Annotated in this window: 11 protein-coding genes; 8 read left to right on the plus strand and 3 right to left on the minus strand. The window is 51.3% G+C overall.

Going from position 1 to position 14,418, the window contains the following annotated elements; all coding sequences use genetic code 11:
- Positions 1-466 precede the first annotated feature (466 nt).
- Positions 467-1,741: a lactate racemase domain-containing protein gene (locus AB1656_04215; GenBank protein ID MEW6234568.1), complete on the plus strand. Its 1,275-nt coding sequence runs from the start codon at positions 467-469 to the stop codon at positions 1,739-1,741.
- Positions 1,742-1,816: 75 nt separating this feature from the next.
- A complete protein-coding gene (locus AB1656_04220) occupies positions 1,817-3,172 on the plus strand; it encodes an Nramp family divalent metal transporter (GenBank protein ID MEW6234569.1) in 1,356 nt (451 codons plus the stop codon).
- 8 nt (positions 3,173-3,180) lie between these two features.
- Here the strand turns inward: AB1656_04220 and AB1656_04225 are convergent, their stop codons facing one another.
- The gene (locus AB1656_04225; protein ID MEW6234570.1) at positions 3,181-3,405 is read right to left on the minus strand and encodes a type II toxin-antitoxin system HicB family antitoxin; all 225 of its coding nucleotides are present in this window, start codon (positions 3,403-3,405) and stop codon (positions 3,181-3,183) included.
- A 389-nt stretch (positions 3,406-3,794) separates the two neighbouring features.
- On the opposite strand from AB1656_04225, the gene AB1656_04230 reads away from it, so the two are divergent.
- On the plus strand, positions 3,795-3,986 hold the full coding sequence (locus AB1656_04230; GenBank protein ID MEW6234571.1) for a BrnT family toxin: 192 nt from the start codon (positions 3,795-3,797) through the stop codon (positions 3,984-3,986).
- Entirely contained in the window at positions 3,979-4,326 is a 348-nt protein-coding gene (locus AB1656_04235; GenBank protein MEW6234572.1) for a BrnA antitoxin family protein, read from the plus strand. Before AB1656_04230 ends, AB1656_04235 begins: the two co-directional genes overlap by 8 nt.
- A 204-nt stretch (positions 4,327-4,530) precedes the next feature.
- Here the strand turns inward: AB1656_04235 and AB1656_04240 are convergent, their stop codons facing one another.
- Complete coding sequence (locus tag AB1656_04240; protein ID MEW6234573.1) at positions 4,531-5,421, minus strand: hypothetical protein; 891 nt, start codon at positions 5,419-5,421, stop codon at positions 4,531-4,533.
- Between the two features lie 307 nt (positions 5,422-5,728).
- On the opposite strand from AB1656_04240, the gene AB1656_04245 reads away from it, so the two are divergent.
- On the plus strand, positions 5,729-6,115 hold the full coding sequence (locus tag AB1656_04245; protein MEW6234574.1) for a glyoxalase superfamily protein: 387 nt from the start codon (positions 5,729-5,731) through the stop codon (positions 6,113-6,115).
- Positions 6,116-6,181: 66 nt separating this feature from the next.
- On the opposite strand, the gene AB1656_04250 is transcribed toward AB1656_04245, so the two are convergent.
- Positions 6,182-8,125 (minus strand): ATP-binding protein, encoded by a 1,944-nt coding sequence (locus AB1656_04250; GenBank protein MEW6234575.1) that lies wholly within the window; start codon positions 8,123-8,125, stop codon positions 6,182-6,184.
- Between the two features lie 856 nt (positions 8,126-8,981).
- On the opposite strand from AB1656_04250, the gene AB1656_04255 reads away from it, so the two are divergent.
- From AB1656_04255 to AB1656_04265, 3 genes are all read left to right on the plus strand, one after another.
- The gene (locus AB1656_04255; protein ID MEW6234576.1) at positions 8,982-10,187 is read left to right on the plus strand and encodes a VCBS repeat-containing protein; all 1,206 of its coding nucleotides are present in this window, start codon (positions 8,982-8,984) and stop codon (positions 10,185-10,187) included.
- 78 nt (positions 10,188-10,265) lie between these two features.
- On the plus strand, positions 10,266-12,113 hold the full coding sequence (locus AB1656_04260) for a glycosyltransferase (GenBank protein ID MEW6234577.1): 1,848 nt from the start codon (positions 10,266-10,268) through the stop codon (positions 12,111-12,113).
- Complete coding sequence (locus AB1656_04265) at positions 12,110-13,990, plus strand: glycosyltransferase (protein MEW6234578.1); 1,881 nt, start codon at positions 12,110-12,112, stop codon at positions 13,988-13,990. The genes AB1656_04260 and AB1656_04265 overlap by 4 nt, the downstream gene beginning before the upstream one ends.
- Positions 13,991-14,418: the final 428 nt, after the last annotated feature.

Genomic DNA, 14,418 nt, shown 5'->3' on the forward strand with positions numbered 1-14,418 from the left:
CGAACCGTATAGATCCAATGATTCGCCAGGAGGCGCATCCTCTCATCTTTTGAAACAAGAACAAAATAAAAATATTCTAATCCGAAGTTCCCCACCTCAAAAGTCATAAGTATATAATACTCTGGGAGATAAGCCCAAACGAGAGGTTGATTACTGGGTACAAAAGACGGGTGGCAAGGGGAAAGGTATTTTCTGCCCTTGATTTATCTGAGTTTAATTCAAGGGCAAAAACGACTTTGCCCTTGCCGCCCCGCCAAATATTAACTTCATTTTTTAGGTTTCATAGGTGAAAACTATCTTTATATCGACGCCGCGACTCTCGCTTCCCTTGGGGCGTCGGCGTGTATAGCCATATAATCGTTAATATTCATAAAATCAGCGAGAACAATCAAACAGTAGAATATTTGATGGGTTGAACGATGCGACCCATCCTACGATTTGACAAGCATTGTTAGGAGTTTTTAACATGACCCAATTTCCGCGAATGGCGGTTGCCATTCAGCAATTCGATCGAACGAAAGTGCAATCCACAGATGCCGCCCTGGCGCAGACTTTCGCCGAGGCGGAATTCTCTACTTTGCCCCTGCAAGGGAAAAAGATCGCCGTCGCCGTTGGCAGCCGCGGCATTTCTTCCATCGCCGCTATTGTTAAAAATACGGTGGAAACTTTGAAGCGGGCGGGCGCGATTCCCTTCGTCATCCCCGCGATGGGTTCGCATGGCGGCGGGACGGAAGCGGGGCAGGCGGGTCTCTTGGCGAATTACGGCGTTGCTTCCGATCGCATCGGCGCGCCTGTGGACGCCTCCCTCGAAACTGTCCCTTTAGGCGAAACGCCCGATGGCGTCCCCGTGTATATCGCCCGCTCCGCCTGGCAAGCGGACGGCGTAATCTTAATCAACCGCATCAAGCCGCATACGGATTTTCACGGCGATTTCGAAAGCGGCCTCATGAAGATGATCGCCATCGGACTCGGCAAGATTCACGGCGCTAACGCCTTCCACAGCCGCACCCATCTTTTTCCCTCCAGCGAGATGATTCGATCCATCGCTCGCGTCGTCCTGGCGCAGGGGAAAGTGCTCGGCGGCGTCGCCATTTTGGAAAACGCTTATCACGAAACCGCCCGCTTGGAATGGGTTCCCGCCTCGCGCATGGAGGAGCGGGAAAAAGTCCTGCTTCCCGAAGCCAAAAAACTAATGCCGTCGCTGCCGGTGGAGAAAGCGGATATTTTGCTCATCGACGAAATCGGCAAAAACATCAGCGGCACCGGCCTCGATCCCAACATCACCGGACGATGCTACCGCCTCAATTCCGTCTGGCAGGAGAAGCCCGACATCACCCGCATCGTAGCGCTGGATTTAACCGACGACTCGCACGGAAACGCCGTCGGCATCGGCTTGACCGATTTCTGCCATCGCCGCATTGTAGATAAGATGGACCGCATGGCGACCTATCTCAACGCCATCATCTCCCGTAACACGCCCAACGCCGCCATTCCTATGTATTACGATAATAGCCGCGAGCTATTGGAGCATGTCATGCTCTCCATAGGCGAGAGCGTGCGCCCGGAACAGATGCGGCTCTTGCGCATTCGCAATACGCTTGATATCGAACGGATTCTAGTCTCCGAAGCCTTGGTTCCCGAATTGCGGAATCATCCGCAGATCGCTTCTCTTTCGGAATTGCGGGAAATGGAATTCGATTCCCGCGGCGATTTGATCGAACTGCGCCGCATGAATTTTTAAAAAGAAGCGGGGAGTGAATGGTGGTGGGCTACGCTTCGCTTTTAGCCCACCCTACTAATAGGATTGATCGAAAAAATGGATAACGCCGCCAACGCCCAGCCGCCCATTCCCGCTTTCCGCGAACCGCCGCAAAGTCTACTTTCGTCCTTGCGCTTTTTGGGGCCGGGATTCATCCTCTCGGCGTCCATCGTCGGCTCCGGCGAATTGATTATGACCACAACGCTGGGCGCCAAGGCGGGCTTCGTTCTGTTGTGGGTGATTCTTTTGGGATGCCTGGCCAAGGTAGCGGTGCAATTGGAATACGGCCGCTATTGCATCAGCCACGGACGCCCCTCGTTTCAAGCCTGGAATTCCTCGCCCGGCTTCAAACTCTTAGGCGTCCATTGGACGATGATCGTCACGCTGTTCTTTCTCATCGCCACCTTCGCGGGACAGGCGGGCGTTCTGGGTGGTTCGGCGCAAGTGGCGGCGTATGTTTTTCCCACTATTCCTTTATGGGTATGGATTATAGCCATCGCTATTACGCTTTCTTTGCTGGTATTTCATGGCCAATACGGCCCGGTGGAATTCGTAGCGGCGGCGCTCAACTTCATTTTCATATCGACGATTCTCTATTGCGTCGCGTCGATCCAAACGACGCCTTACGCTTTCTCTCTCGCTGATTTGGGACAGGGACTTTCTTTCCGCTTGCCCGCTGGAACCATGCCCTTCGCCGTAGCAGCTTTCGGCATCACCGGCGTCGCTTCCGGCGAAATCTGCATGTATCCCTATTGGTGCATCGAAAAGGGCTATGCCGCCTGGACCGGCCCGCGCGACGGTTCGCCCGAATGGACGCGGCGCGCTAAAGGCTGGATCCGCGTCATGAACGTGGACGCCGCCGCCTCGCTGATCGTCTATACTCTCGCCACCTGCGCATTTTACATCCTGGGAGCGTCAGTGCTGCGCAATCAGCCCAAACTCGCCGACGGCAACGAATTCGTCCTGCAACTCTCCAGCATCTTCACGGAAGTGCTAGGGCCGGGTGCCCGCGGCGTTTTCATGCTCGGCGCTTTTACGGTGCTCTTCTCCACCATCTTCGCCAATACGGCGGGATTTTCTCGCTTGTGGACCGACATGTTCGCCGTCTGCGGCCTGTTCAACGTCGAAGATCGAAAAAGCCGCCTGCTTTCCATCTTCGTCATGGCCTGGATTTTCCCCGCCGTGTGCGGATTGATTTACTTGACAGTGCAAAAATTGCTCATCCTGATTGTCTTCATGGGCATCATCAATTCCCTCTTCCTGCTAGTCGTCGCCTGGCAGGGAATCGTCTTCCGTTATTATTACACCTACGAAGAATTGAAGCCGTCGCGCGCCTATGATATTGCGCTATGGGTAAGCATTCTATCCATCGCCTTCATGGCCTGGCGGGCGTTTATGGCGATATTTCAATAAATCGTATTTTACGCGTGGGAGCGCGGGCGTCCCGCCCGCAAATGGGTAGAATGGTTCTTTTCTTCTTCCAGAATCTCGTCCCAGATCATTTCGAATACGTTTTGCAGTTCTTTTTGGGCTTCCAAAGGAGTTTTTCCCAACGCATGACAACCTGGAATGGCGGGAATATGGGCGACGAAAGCGCCAATGCCGTCAGGACGGATTACTATCGTATAATCTTCATAGTTCACGATCCTTACCTCTTCGTTTTGTTTGTTATCATATCGAATTTCTCCCCAAAATTTATGGCTTCTGCAAATAATTTTATTGCTATTCGTTGAGCGTATACCAAAAAAATATTGATGGTTGATAATATAATACCAACATGCATTGAGATTGTTGTTTTCAAAATTCCTCTCCCAAGATTGGGAGAGGTTAGGTGAGGGTTGATATTATTAGGCTTATATTTCCCTCTCCCTAACCCTCTCTAAAAGGGCGAGGGAATTTATAAGCTGCAATTTTAACGCAGATTGGTATAATAGATTAAGAAAAAATACTCTTGACATGTATCCACAAAACGTGTACATATAAATTAAGGAATTCGAATGGGACGAAAATAAAAACCGCGCCAACATAGAGAAGCATGGCATCGACTTCAAAATGGCGGCGGGAGTGTTTTTATAGGAACATAGGATCAAAAAAATCTCCCTCTGCCGATGAAGATCGATGGCTGGCAACGGGAATTTTTGAAAGAAGACGTATCACCGTCGTTTTCACGATGCGGAAAGGAAGATGGCGGATCATTTCGGCGAGAAGGTCGCGGAGAAATGAATGAGAAGCGGCAAAAAGAAAAAATCGTCCGCATGAGTTCGGAAGAAATCAAACAGGCGCATCGCCGGGGCGACTTCGGCGAAACCGACTGGAAGCGTTTGGACGCCATGACGGATAAAGAGTTAGAAGAGGCGGTTTCGAACGATCCTGACGCCGCCCCACTGGTTGATCCCTCATTTTGGCAAGACGCCAAAGTAGTTATGCCTGAATCGAAAATGGACATCCATATCAGGCTCGATCCCGATATCGTGGCTTTTTTCAAGAAAGGCGGGCCAGGCTATCAAACCCGGATGAACGCCGTCTTGCGTACCTACGTCGAAGCTCATAGAGATGAACATTCATGAAAATGCAGTTGATGGTTCCGAGCGAAATCCCGCCCAAATATCCCTTTTCCTCTTTGAATCTATGATCCATTATCGGGAAATCAAAACAGTCTGTTTTCAGTATATGGCTAGAAATTGCATAAAAGCATTACTCCAGGGAAAGATGAGCGGCAGGCTCGTCTTTCCCTTCGGCAAGAATGCGAAGAATTTACGAGGCAGCTGTTTTCAAAAAATCGTCCACTGATCGACGCTGGTCAGCTGCCCAAATGCCCAAGCGACGACATTATCGAGCAATTTGACGCCGTTGGCGTTCAACAGAGCTAAGGTTCGAGTTCCTGGAACTCCACCGTAATCGGCGACTGGATTAACGTCGGAATAGCCAAGGAATACCCAGTTTGCCTGGCTTGTTCCGCCATTATCAAGGCTAGTCCCCTTTTCAACGACAATCAAAATCGGAACATTTTCAGGAAGTTCAGCGCCGGAAGCCGATTCATCGATTGATGTCGGCAACACTGCCAGTACTTCGCCCACTCCGTGCAGGAGGTCTGGATTGGTCACGGTCCCAAAGGTTGCCACTGCCGGTTTGCCCGTAGCTTCATCATTGATGGTGACGATAAACTCAGCGGGAAGCCCCTGGGCGATGGGATGATTCGTATTCACAAACTTGATAGTGGAATCCAAATTGGAAGCCCCTCCGGTGAAGGAGGACTGGCCGTTAGTCAAACCCATATCGTCCAACAAATAAAATTCCGTGCAGATAACCGGTTTTTTTGAATTTTTGTAATCCGCGGCGATGGAACCGGAGCCTAACGCTTCCGAGATAAAAATCAAATCATTGGCCGCTTGTACATCGGCGGGGACGTCGCTGGCGGAGTTGTAGATATTGACCAGATGCCCCAGATCCTTTTCCAAATGAAGAACCAGCCATTGCAAACCAGGTTCCATATCGGCCATGGTTTCCAGAAGAAATTCTTTGTCTTCGGGATAGTTGATGGGATCCTCCCCCATCAAAAACAGGGTAGTCGGTATGAGTAATGCGATGTTGGAGCACCATCCACATTGTTGGAAACTGAGCGATAGAATTACGGCAATTAAAATTCGCAAAAAAACTTTCACGGTCTTCTCCTCCTTCTTTGTACGTGTTTCTCTAGTATTCATTCGCTAGATCAAACGATCTTCACTATACCGGATTCAAAACCACTTTCAACGGATAATTCTTAATTTTTTATTCTCAATTTTTGGATTATCCCAAATGAGGATAGATCTAATCGCGCATCAAACCGCTGCGTCTAAACAATAAAGCGCATTTATGAATATGGATACTCGAATTTAAATTATTTGACAGCTCGAACCGTATAGTTTATGCTTGCCGATAAGATCGTTGGATTGCCACCTCGATGGCGGCTCCCTTGAGGTTCCAGGTATGGTTGCGCTTCGTTTCAATCACATCGCGCCGCATTTCTTTTCCTCGGATGTTGCGCGTTCGAAAGAGTTCTACGAAGGCGTCTTGGGCTTTTCACTTGACTATAGCAATGGCGAGCCGCCCTCTTACATAGTCATGCGCCGCGACGATGTCTATTTGCACTTGAGTTGTCCCGGTCCCTACGGAGTTCCGAAAAACGCTGGAGCCGCGTTCGTCGCCGTCGCCGGCGTGGAATCTTTATGGGAGCAAGCGAGCGCTTGGCCTAAATGCATAGCGGATCCATTGAAGGATGCGGACTACGGCGGCGGAGTTCGGTTCAAGGCGTTCGCCGTGCAAGATCCAGACGGGAATCTGCTGCGTATCGGCGAGCCGCTGCCTTATCGCTAATGGCATTTGCGCGCATCTATCTCAAACTAAAACTCACCGATCTTTTCTTTTCACCGATCGAGGAATTCACGCCGCTGGGAGATGGATGCGGCAACGGGCGCCTTGGTTAGGCTCGCTATCCACGTCGATCCACCCTTGATGGTCTTTAATAATACCGAACGCGCTAGCCAGGCTTAATCCGGTTCCCTCCCCTACTTCTTTCGTTGTATAGAACGGATCGAAGATGCGGCTCAAATCGTCTTTGGATATGCCGATCCCATCGTCTTGGATGGCGATGACGACATGCGGCCCTGCTTTGATGTCCGTATTGATTTGCGCCAATTGGGGGTCGATCGACTCCAAGGCGGTTTCTACATGAATATGCCCCGGTGATGACGGATTCTGCGCCAACGTTTTTTCGATGGCGTCTTTGGCGTTCATGAGAATATTCATCAATACGATTTTCAAACGGACGGAATCTACGGATACGTCCGGCAGACCGTCCGATAGATTCAGCGTGATGGTTATGCCCGGCCGGACGTTTTGCCGGAATAACTCGTAGATCTCCGTAACGATGGGATTAATCTGCGCCGGTTCGCGGTTGATTTTGGAGATGCGGCTGAAATACAGCAGTTCTTTCACCAGTTCCGAAGCGCGGTTGGCGGCTTTCAAGGAATTCTCGACGTATTTGGTTATGTCCTGATGGTTCCGGTTTTGAATCATCGTCAGATTGCCGATCACGCCCGTCAGGAGATTGTTGAACTCGTGAGCCGCCCCTCCCGCCAATCGGCTTATCGCCTCCAGCCGCTGCGAATACTGGATATGCTGCTCGATGAACTGTTGTACGCTTCGTTGTTTGTCTTCAATGAGATCGTATTTTTTTTGCAGAAGGGCGAAACCCAAGTAACCCGCCATGAGGGGAACACCCGCCGCCGCCGCTGGATAATCGATCCCAACATCGATTCCATATCGAAGAAATAGCAGCAACAGCGCATAGTAAACGAATTGCGCCGCCGCGTCGCGCCGATCGTTCCATACCGATATCCGAATCATGTGAGCGGCGCATAATACCGGTAGAATCAGGAGTCGCGGATTATAAAAACCGATGAATAAACAAACCAATGCGGGACTAGAGAAGGAGACATATTTCTTGACGGCGGAAGAGCCGCGTTCGTACAAATAAAACACGGATTCCAGAACAGCGAATATCATGATGAAAACAACGGCGTCGATATTCGCTTTTGCGCTTAACAAGACGGCGATGGCGGCTTGATAAATGCAGAATTTAGCCCATTCCGGCCAAAATTTCCGATTGGTAATCGTCATCCGATCCCGCGCGAAAAAATAAAGCAGCAAACACCACCATGATAAAGACAGTATCATTCCCAACGCCAAAATCCGCAAAAAAAGGGGTTGCGCGAATTGAATACCATCTAAACTTAAATGGATATCTTGGTCTGGCGGAAAGACAAAGAGAAATTCCTTGACCTCCGGTATATCGAACTGTTCGTTTCCTGGTTTCCCTTTGGGGAAATAATTTCGATTTAAGGTAAATATTGATAACGGAAGATTGATTGTCTGCCAGATATTGGATTCCAAATGAATTACTTGCTGCCAATTTTCCGGAATAGGATTGGCGGGTGTTTCCGCCTCGGCGAACATAACGGGAAATGTCAATGGAGGCCCATTGTTTCTAATTTGGAAAACTACCGTATCGCGAGCGGTTAAAAAATTCTTTTTGAAAATACTCTTACTAACTCCCGACCACCCGCCGCCGGATTTTTTCGCAATCGAAAGCAATCGTTGGCCTGGAATCTCATCATCCTCTAGGATTTCCAATTGCGGCGTACCCGCTGCGCCTTGTCCCCACGTATAAATCGAACTTTCCAATCCCAAGGCTTCGATATTCGGATCGAAAAAAGGGAGAATTTCCTTTTCTCTCATCCATACGCGATAGATCAACGCCGACTCGCTCAAGAAGAAGAGTCCGATGGAAACAGCGAACAGTAATTTCGAAATATGGCGGCCCAATTAACGATGATTGCAGAATCTCTATTCGGGTTTTCCACTAAATAGAGCTGCTCCCCTTGCTTTTAGATGTTCTGATCGACTTACTATCGAACTCCTTAAAACTCCGGTTTACTATTTGCAATCAATATAGCCCAAATTCAAAGCATCTAATCATTACATATTCAACAAAATCCATCCATTTTTGACGGAACGGCAAAAAGTCTTTTTTTTGTGGTGTGGGCTTCAAGCCTGCACAAGATATACCGCAGGCAATATGCCTGCACCACAATAGGTAGTCACCCGATTGCATCATCAATACTTTTTGCAGGATTGTCATTTTTTCATTAAACCAACACCAATAGAATCGATTGTTTTATTAAGTATATTCTTTTTCTTGAGCAGAGGGAATGAATGGGGGATATTTGCGGGAAGAGATGTTTTGGCGAGGTTGGGATTCTCTATCGAGTTATTCTTGTTGGATGTTGATATATCGCGGGATTTCATAACGATCTTATTGCCTATTTCTTCATTCCTGACTTCGCACCAAATTGGTCATGATAATTTAATGGTTTGATTTCTAAGGGATTAGGATTCTGAAAACATTGTAATTTGGTTGTTGCAAGTCTAAAATGGAATTGACGCATACCATTTACGAATTGCAATACCTCCTTCCCGAATCACAAGAAAAAAAGGGCCTTATCTTGAATATGGATCAGGATCAAAAAATCCTTTTCGAAGCCATTCACGAAATCTAGGGTGTTGCAAGTGCGAAGTCAGGAAAAAAAAGAATAGCAAAATTCAAACAAATTGTATATGCTGAAAGAGAAAGTATTGAGTCCGGCCAGCAGACGGAATAGCATTTTTCGGAGGCGGCGCCATGAAAAGATTCTATTTTCCCATCCTATTCGCGTATGTTCTATTCACCATCACGAACAACCGCAACGCCATGGGAGAAGTTCCTTTTGAATCCATCCTCATTGACGGCGCGCTGCCCAGAGCTTATCAAACAGCTATCGCCGATATCAATAACGACGGGCGTCCCGACATCGCCGCCGTGGGGGAAGGAGGAAACTCATTCGCCGCTTGGTATGAAAATCCTTCCTGGAAGCGCCGCATCATCACGAGCCAAGAAACCAAGAATCACATCGATTTCGCCCTCTACGACCTGGACGGAGACGGCGGCTTGGAAATGGCGCTGGCTTCGGAATTCAATCTCAATGATACCGCGAAAGGCGGAATCGTCAGTTGGCTGCATCGCCGTCCCGACATCGACGCTCCTTGGGAAGTTCATCCTATCCACGCCGAACCGACGGCGCATCGATTGCGCTGGATAGACCTGGACGGCGACGGACGCAAGGAATTGATTAACGCCCCCGTGGCGGGAAAGGGCGCTTCCGGCCCCAATTTCGACCAAGCGCCGGTGCGTCTGCTCGCTTACGCCATCCCCTCTAATTTGAAGGAATCTCCCTGGGAAATGCGGACGCTCGACGCTTCTTTGCGCTTGCTCCACGGCCTCGCCATCGCCGATTTCGACCGCGATGAACGCGAAGATATTCTGACCGCCAGTCTTGAAGGCGTAACGGTGTTTTGCTTTTTCGGCAAGGGAAAAGATAACGCTCTGCAAAAACGTCTGGTTTGCGCCGGAAAACCAGCGAACGGCGGACGCTCTGGATCCAGCGAAGTCGCATTGGGGAAATTCCGCGATGGGAAACCTTTCCTGGCGACTATCGATCCCTGGCATGGAAACGAATTGGCGGTTTATATTCCGGTTGATAGCAAAGAAAAAGAAGCCTGGCCGCGCCAGAGAATCGACGATTCCTTCGTTGGCGGCCACGCCCTGGCCTGCGCCGATTTCGACGGTGACGGCGATGATGAAATCATCGCTGGATATCGGGGCGAAGGCTATGCGATTTATCTTTACGATTTCGCCGATGGAGATTGGAAACGCAGCGCCGTCAGCCATAGCGTCGCCGTTCAAGGCTTCGCTGTTGGCGATGTAAACGGAGACGGCCTGTCCGACTTCGCCGCCGCCGGCGGTACGACAAATAATGTTATGCTGTTTCTCAATCGCCGGAAACCGTGAATCTATCGCACAAATTCAAGGGCGGATAAAGCCTTGCCCTTGCCACCCGCCTCAAACTATAAGAAAGGATGAGCGCTTTTGTCCGAGATTTGGGTCCCGCTGGGAAAATTGCTCACGCCCCAGCTTCAGCAGAATCTTTCCTATTTGGAATTCATGATTCCCGAATTGCATCAACTCGCGCAAAACGCCTTGGCGTCCGAAGCGCTGCTTTTTCAGAACCAGGAGGGTTTAATCCGTTGCCGCACAGACGCGGATCCGCCGCAATGGATCTTCGGCGGCGAGAATTCCGCCAAAGAATTGGAACGGATTCGGGAGAAAATTCAAAGCGCGATCAAGGGCGCCTCGCTCGTCATCCTGGCGGGCTCCGCCGCTGGATACGCCATTGCGGAAATCATCCCCGCCATACTAAGCGATTCCTCTCTACGCGTCGTAGCCGTCGAACCTTCCGCCGCGCGTATCCGCGCCTATCTGACGCTGCTGGATGCGCGGACGGCGCTCGATACAGGACGGCTTCATTTCGTCGTAGGGGAGATGAGCGTCAAGGGATTGATCGAGGCCATCCGCCCCTTCCATCTTTGGGAATATGAAAACGTTTCCCTCTATCGCTCTCCGGAAATCGCGGAGATAAGCGAAGGCGAATTTGAGGAGCATTATCGAAAAGAATGCGAAATAGCCCGCGCCCAACGCTTCGCCGTCCTCGCTTCCATGAATCCAGTCTCTCATGAATCGGGGCGAACCATCGAGCGCGTTCTGCTGCTCAATTGCTGGCCAGGCGCGCCGGGAGAAGCTCACATCCAAGCGATTCACCGCGCTTTGCAAGCCCGCGGCGTCAAAAGCGCCGTCCTGCCCTTCAACCGCTACCGCATCGAAGGGCAGGGCGACGAATACCGGCGGCTGATGGAGCCGCGCCTGCTCGACGCGCTGGAAAAAACTCGGCCCGATTTGATCGTTAGTTACGGCTATCACGGCCATCAACTGGCGCAGCGCGATCTCTTTGCAGCGTCTGGCGCCGTCTGGCTGCAAACCGTTTCCAATATCGCCTATTACGATACGGAGTTTTATCACGCAGAACATACGGCGTTGATCGACCGTCATCTGATCTCTATCTTCGCCCGTCGCGGGGCGCCCCATCCCTTCTTCGCGCCGTTGATGGCGGATTACGCCTCTCCGCGTCCTATGCCTACTAACCGGCAGTTTCCTATCGTCTTCGTAGGCAATTCGCTCGGCCTCTCGCCCCAAGCGGCGTCGGAATTTTTCAACCGCTGGCGGGGACGCGACGGCCTGCTGGACTATATTAAAAGAGCGGAAACTGCATTGAGCGCATTCGATCCCGATATCAATCTTTATCAAACCATGAGCGCCGAACCGCCGCCGCAAATCGGCGGGTTGGAAGAGGAATACGCCGTCTTCCGTTATTTGCTTTGCCAGGGTTCCGCCGCCCGCCGCCGCCGGTTGCTGGAGCGCATCGCTCCGTTGGGATTGGTTCTCTTCGGCGGCGATTGGGCGAACTATCTGCCGCCTGATTCCCCTTTGCGCGGCTGTCTGCGCGGCCATTTGCCGTTGCGCGACGAGCCGAAAATCTTTTCCCACGGGCATATCTTCGTCAATATCCATTCCGTCGGCCATGTTACCGGCCCCAATATGCGCTTCTTCAATGCGGCGGGCATGGGTGGATTTCAAATCAGCGACGGCCCGGAATTCGGCGTTTACTACGAACCGGATTCGGAAATGATATACTATCGCACGGAATCGGAGTTCGCGGAGCGCGTCCGCTATTATCTGGCGCATCCTCAAGAGGCGGACGAAATCCGCGAACGCGCCCGTCTTCGCACCCTGCGGGATTGGACCTATCAACGTTGGATCGATTGGGTTTGTGGCGAGATCGGCCTGCAAGCGCCGCCCATCCGCCAAAAGGAAACCTTATGACCTGGCTTCCTTTATCCGAAAAACATCATCGAAACTTCATCGAGAACCTCGACGAGATGAAGCGCTGGCGTCCAGGGCTGTTCGAAGAGATCGGCGACCTGCGGCCTTATATGGACGATTTGGAAATATTGGAGGATGGGGATGCCTTGCGCGGCGTCCGAATAAAGGAAACTCGCGGCGCGCGGATATTTTTCCCTCCTGAACAGGCGGAACATATGCTCAAGCGCCAACGTCTCGTTGTTGAAGGCAACTTGCAGCGCGGCGTGCGTCTGCAGATTCTCGCCGGGATCGGCGTTGGTCACGCCGTTCTTCATGGCCATGAGCTTCTGGATCTGCATCCCCGAGCCGCCTTCGCCGTCTTCGAATCTAACCCCCTGCGTTGGGCGGCTTTTCTATCTCTATTTTCATTGGATGAAATTTTTCGAAACCAGCGGCTTTTTCTCTTTGGCGGAAACAATGCCTGGCGGCGCATGGTTAGGTTTATACACGAAGAATACATTTATCTGCTGCCGCCAAACGAATACGCCTACGCCTTGGGCCTTCTGCCCGCCGATGCGGAAGAGGCGTCGCGCTATATCGCCGAGGGCAAAGAATCCGCCCAAGCCATTGGGGAATATTCCGCCCGCTTCGAAACTGTCGCGGAGCATTTTCTGGAAAGCATGGCCCAGCCGCTGGAGGCGCCGCCGCGTTCGGCGTGGTGTTGCGCGCCTCGCGAGGCCTATATCCATTTCCCGCTGGCGCAGGCCTTCATGCGGGGATTCTCCCAATGCGGCCTAGACGCGTCGCTCGATCCATTCGATCAAAGCTTCACGACGAATTTTCGCGTCGTAGGACATCTCTTCGAAAAAATTCCCGATTTAATCTTCGCCATCAACACGCCGCCGGGCGACCTCTTGCAAGACATCGGGATTGCGCCGCAGGCCGTCCAATCCTTCCAGCGCCCCCGCGTCTGCTGGATGGTCGACGATACGGCTCTCTACGAAGACGAAAAAAACATAGAACCATTGCCGCCCAACGATTACGTTCTCTGCATCGACCGCACTTATCTGTCTCATCTCGCCCAGCGGACTATAAACGCCCATTTTCTGCCCCCCGCCGCCATGTTCGAGAAGCCGGGCGCTGCGCGTCCCGAATTCGCAGCTCCGATTTCCTACGTCGGTTCCCTGCCCCATGTCCGTCCCTATCTCGAACCGCTGCCGCTCGTTTGCCGTGAGATGATCCAGCGCGTGGAGCAGGAACGCAGCCGCGACTATTCGCTATCGTTCAACGCTCATTTTCAGCGGCTCGATCCCCGTGCGGACGACCGCCAAGCGCTCGCCGCCGCCGCTCGCGCTTTCTGCGCCACGACGCAAAAAGGCTTTCGAACCGAACCGGCGATGGCGGAATATTTCCTCTATAACGCCGCCACTTATTACAAACGCAAACGCATTGTTTTAGCGCTTCTGCCCCTCGGCTTGAAAATCTTCGGGCCGGATTCGTGGCTGGCGGAACTGCCCTCATCTTACCAATACCGTTACGGCGGATTCATTGCCAGCGGCGACTTGGCGGATTGCTACGCTTCCGCTCGCCTCAGCCTGAATATCCATAGCCATCAATGCCCCACCTGCCTCAATCCCCGCGATTTCGACGCTTCGATGGCGGGAAGCGTGGTTCTCGGCGATTGGGTGGAGGACGCGGATCGCGGATTATTGCAGCCGGGAAAAGAAATGCTAACCTTTCATTCGGAAGAGGAAGCCGTCGAAACCGCAAGGCGTAATTTGGCTAATGTCAGCGCCCTCGATGAAATTCGGCAATGCGGGCGGAAACGAATTTTAAGGGAGCATACTTACGCCCATCGCGCCCAGAGCGTTTTGCAAATTCTAAGGCTGCGAGGATGAATGATTATCTCATGTTACGAAATTCTTGTTCCCTCGCCCTCTGGAGGATTAGGGGGTGGTAAGGGCAAGGTTGTTTCTACCCTTGATTTATCCCTCCGACTTGTGGGTAAAGATCAGCCCAGAAGGCGAGGGGATGGAATTGTGTAACATGCGTTAATAAATCGAATCGTTTTAGTCTTCCCTGAAAAGGTGTAAAATTCATGGCGAACATCTTATTTCCAAACTATTTTTCGGTTCAAACGAGAAAGATAAAATGATACAAAAAATCATCCGCTTGAAAAAGAATCCGGAACTGCCTCACGTATACGACGTGGAGATCGATCATTTGGATTGGCTGGCGAAATTTCATTCCTTCGAATGCCACATCATCCTCTATCCCTATAGCCGCAAAATCTCTTCCAAGGATTTCTCGTTCACTCCATTTGAAG

Source organism: Candidatus Omnitrophota bacterium (assembly GCA_040755155.1).
GTDB lineage: Bacteria > Hinthialibacterota > Hinthialibacteria > Hinthialibacterales > Hinthialibacteraceae > JBFMBP01.

Excerpts from the sequence above, each read along its gene's own strand:
- AB1656_04255 (MEW6234576.1), top strand. The coding sequence starts at position 8,982 with ATGAAAAGATTCTATTTTCCCATCCTATTCGCGTATGTTCTATTCACC.
- AB1656_04220 (MEW6234569.1), top strand. The coding sequence starts at position 1,817 with ATGGATAACGCCGCCAACGCCCAGCCGCCCATTCCCGCTTTCCGCGAA.
- AB1656_04235 (MEW6234572.1), top strand. The coding sequence starts at position 3,979 with ATGAATGAGAAGCGGCAAAAAGAAAAAATCGTCCGCATGAGTTCGGAA.
- AB1656_04230 (MEW6234571.1), top strand. The coding sequence starts at position 3,795 with ATGGCATCGACTTCAAAATGGCGGCGGGAGTGTTTTTATAGGAACATA.
- AB1656_04245 (MEW6234574.1), top strand. The coding sequence starts at position 5,729 with ATGGTTGCGCTTCGTTTCAATCACATCGCGCCGCATTTCTTTTCCTCG.
- AB1656_04215 (MEW6234568.1), top strand. The coding sequence starts at position 467 with ATGACCCAATTTCCGCGAATGGCGGTTGCCATTCAGCAATTCGATCGA.
- AB1656_04265 (MEW6234578.1), top strand. The coding sequence starts at position 12,110 with ATGACCTGGCTTCCTTTATCCGAAAAACATCATCGAAACTTCATCGAG.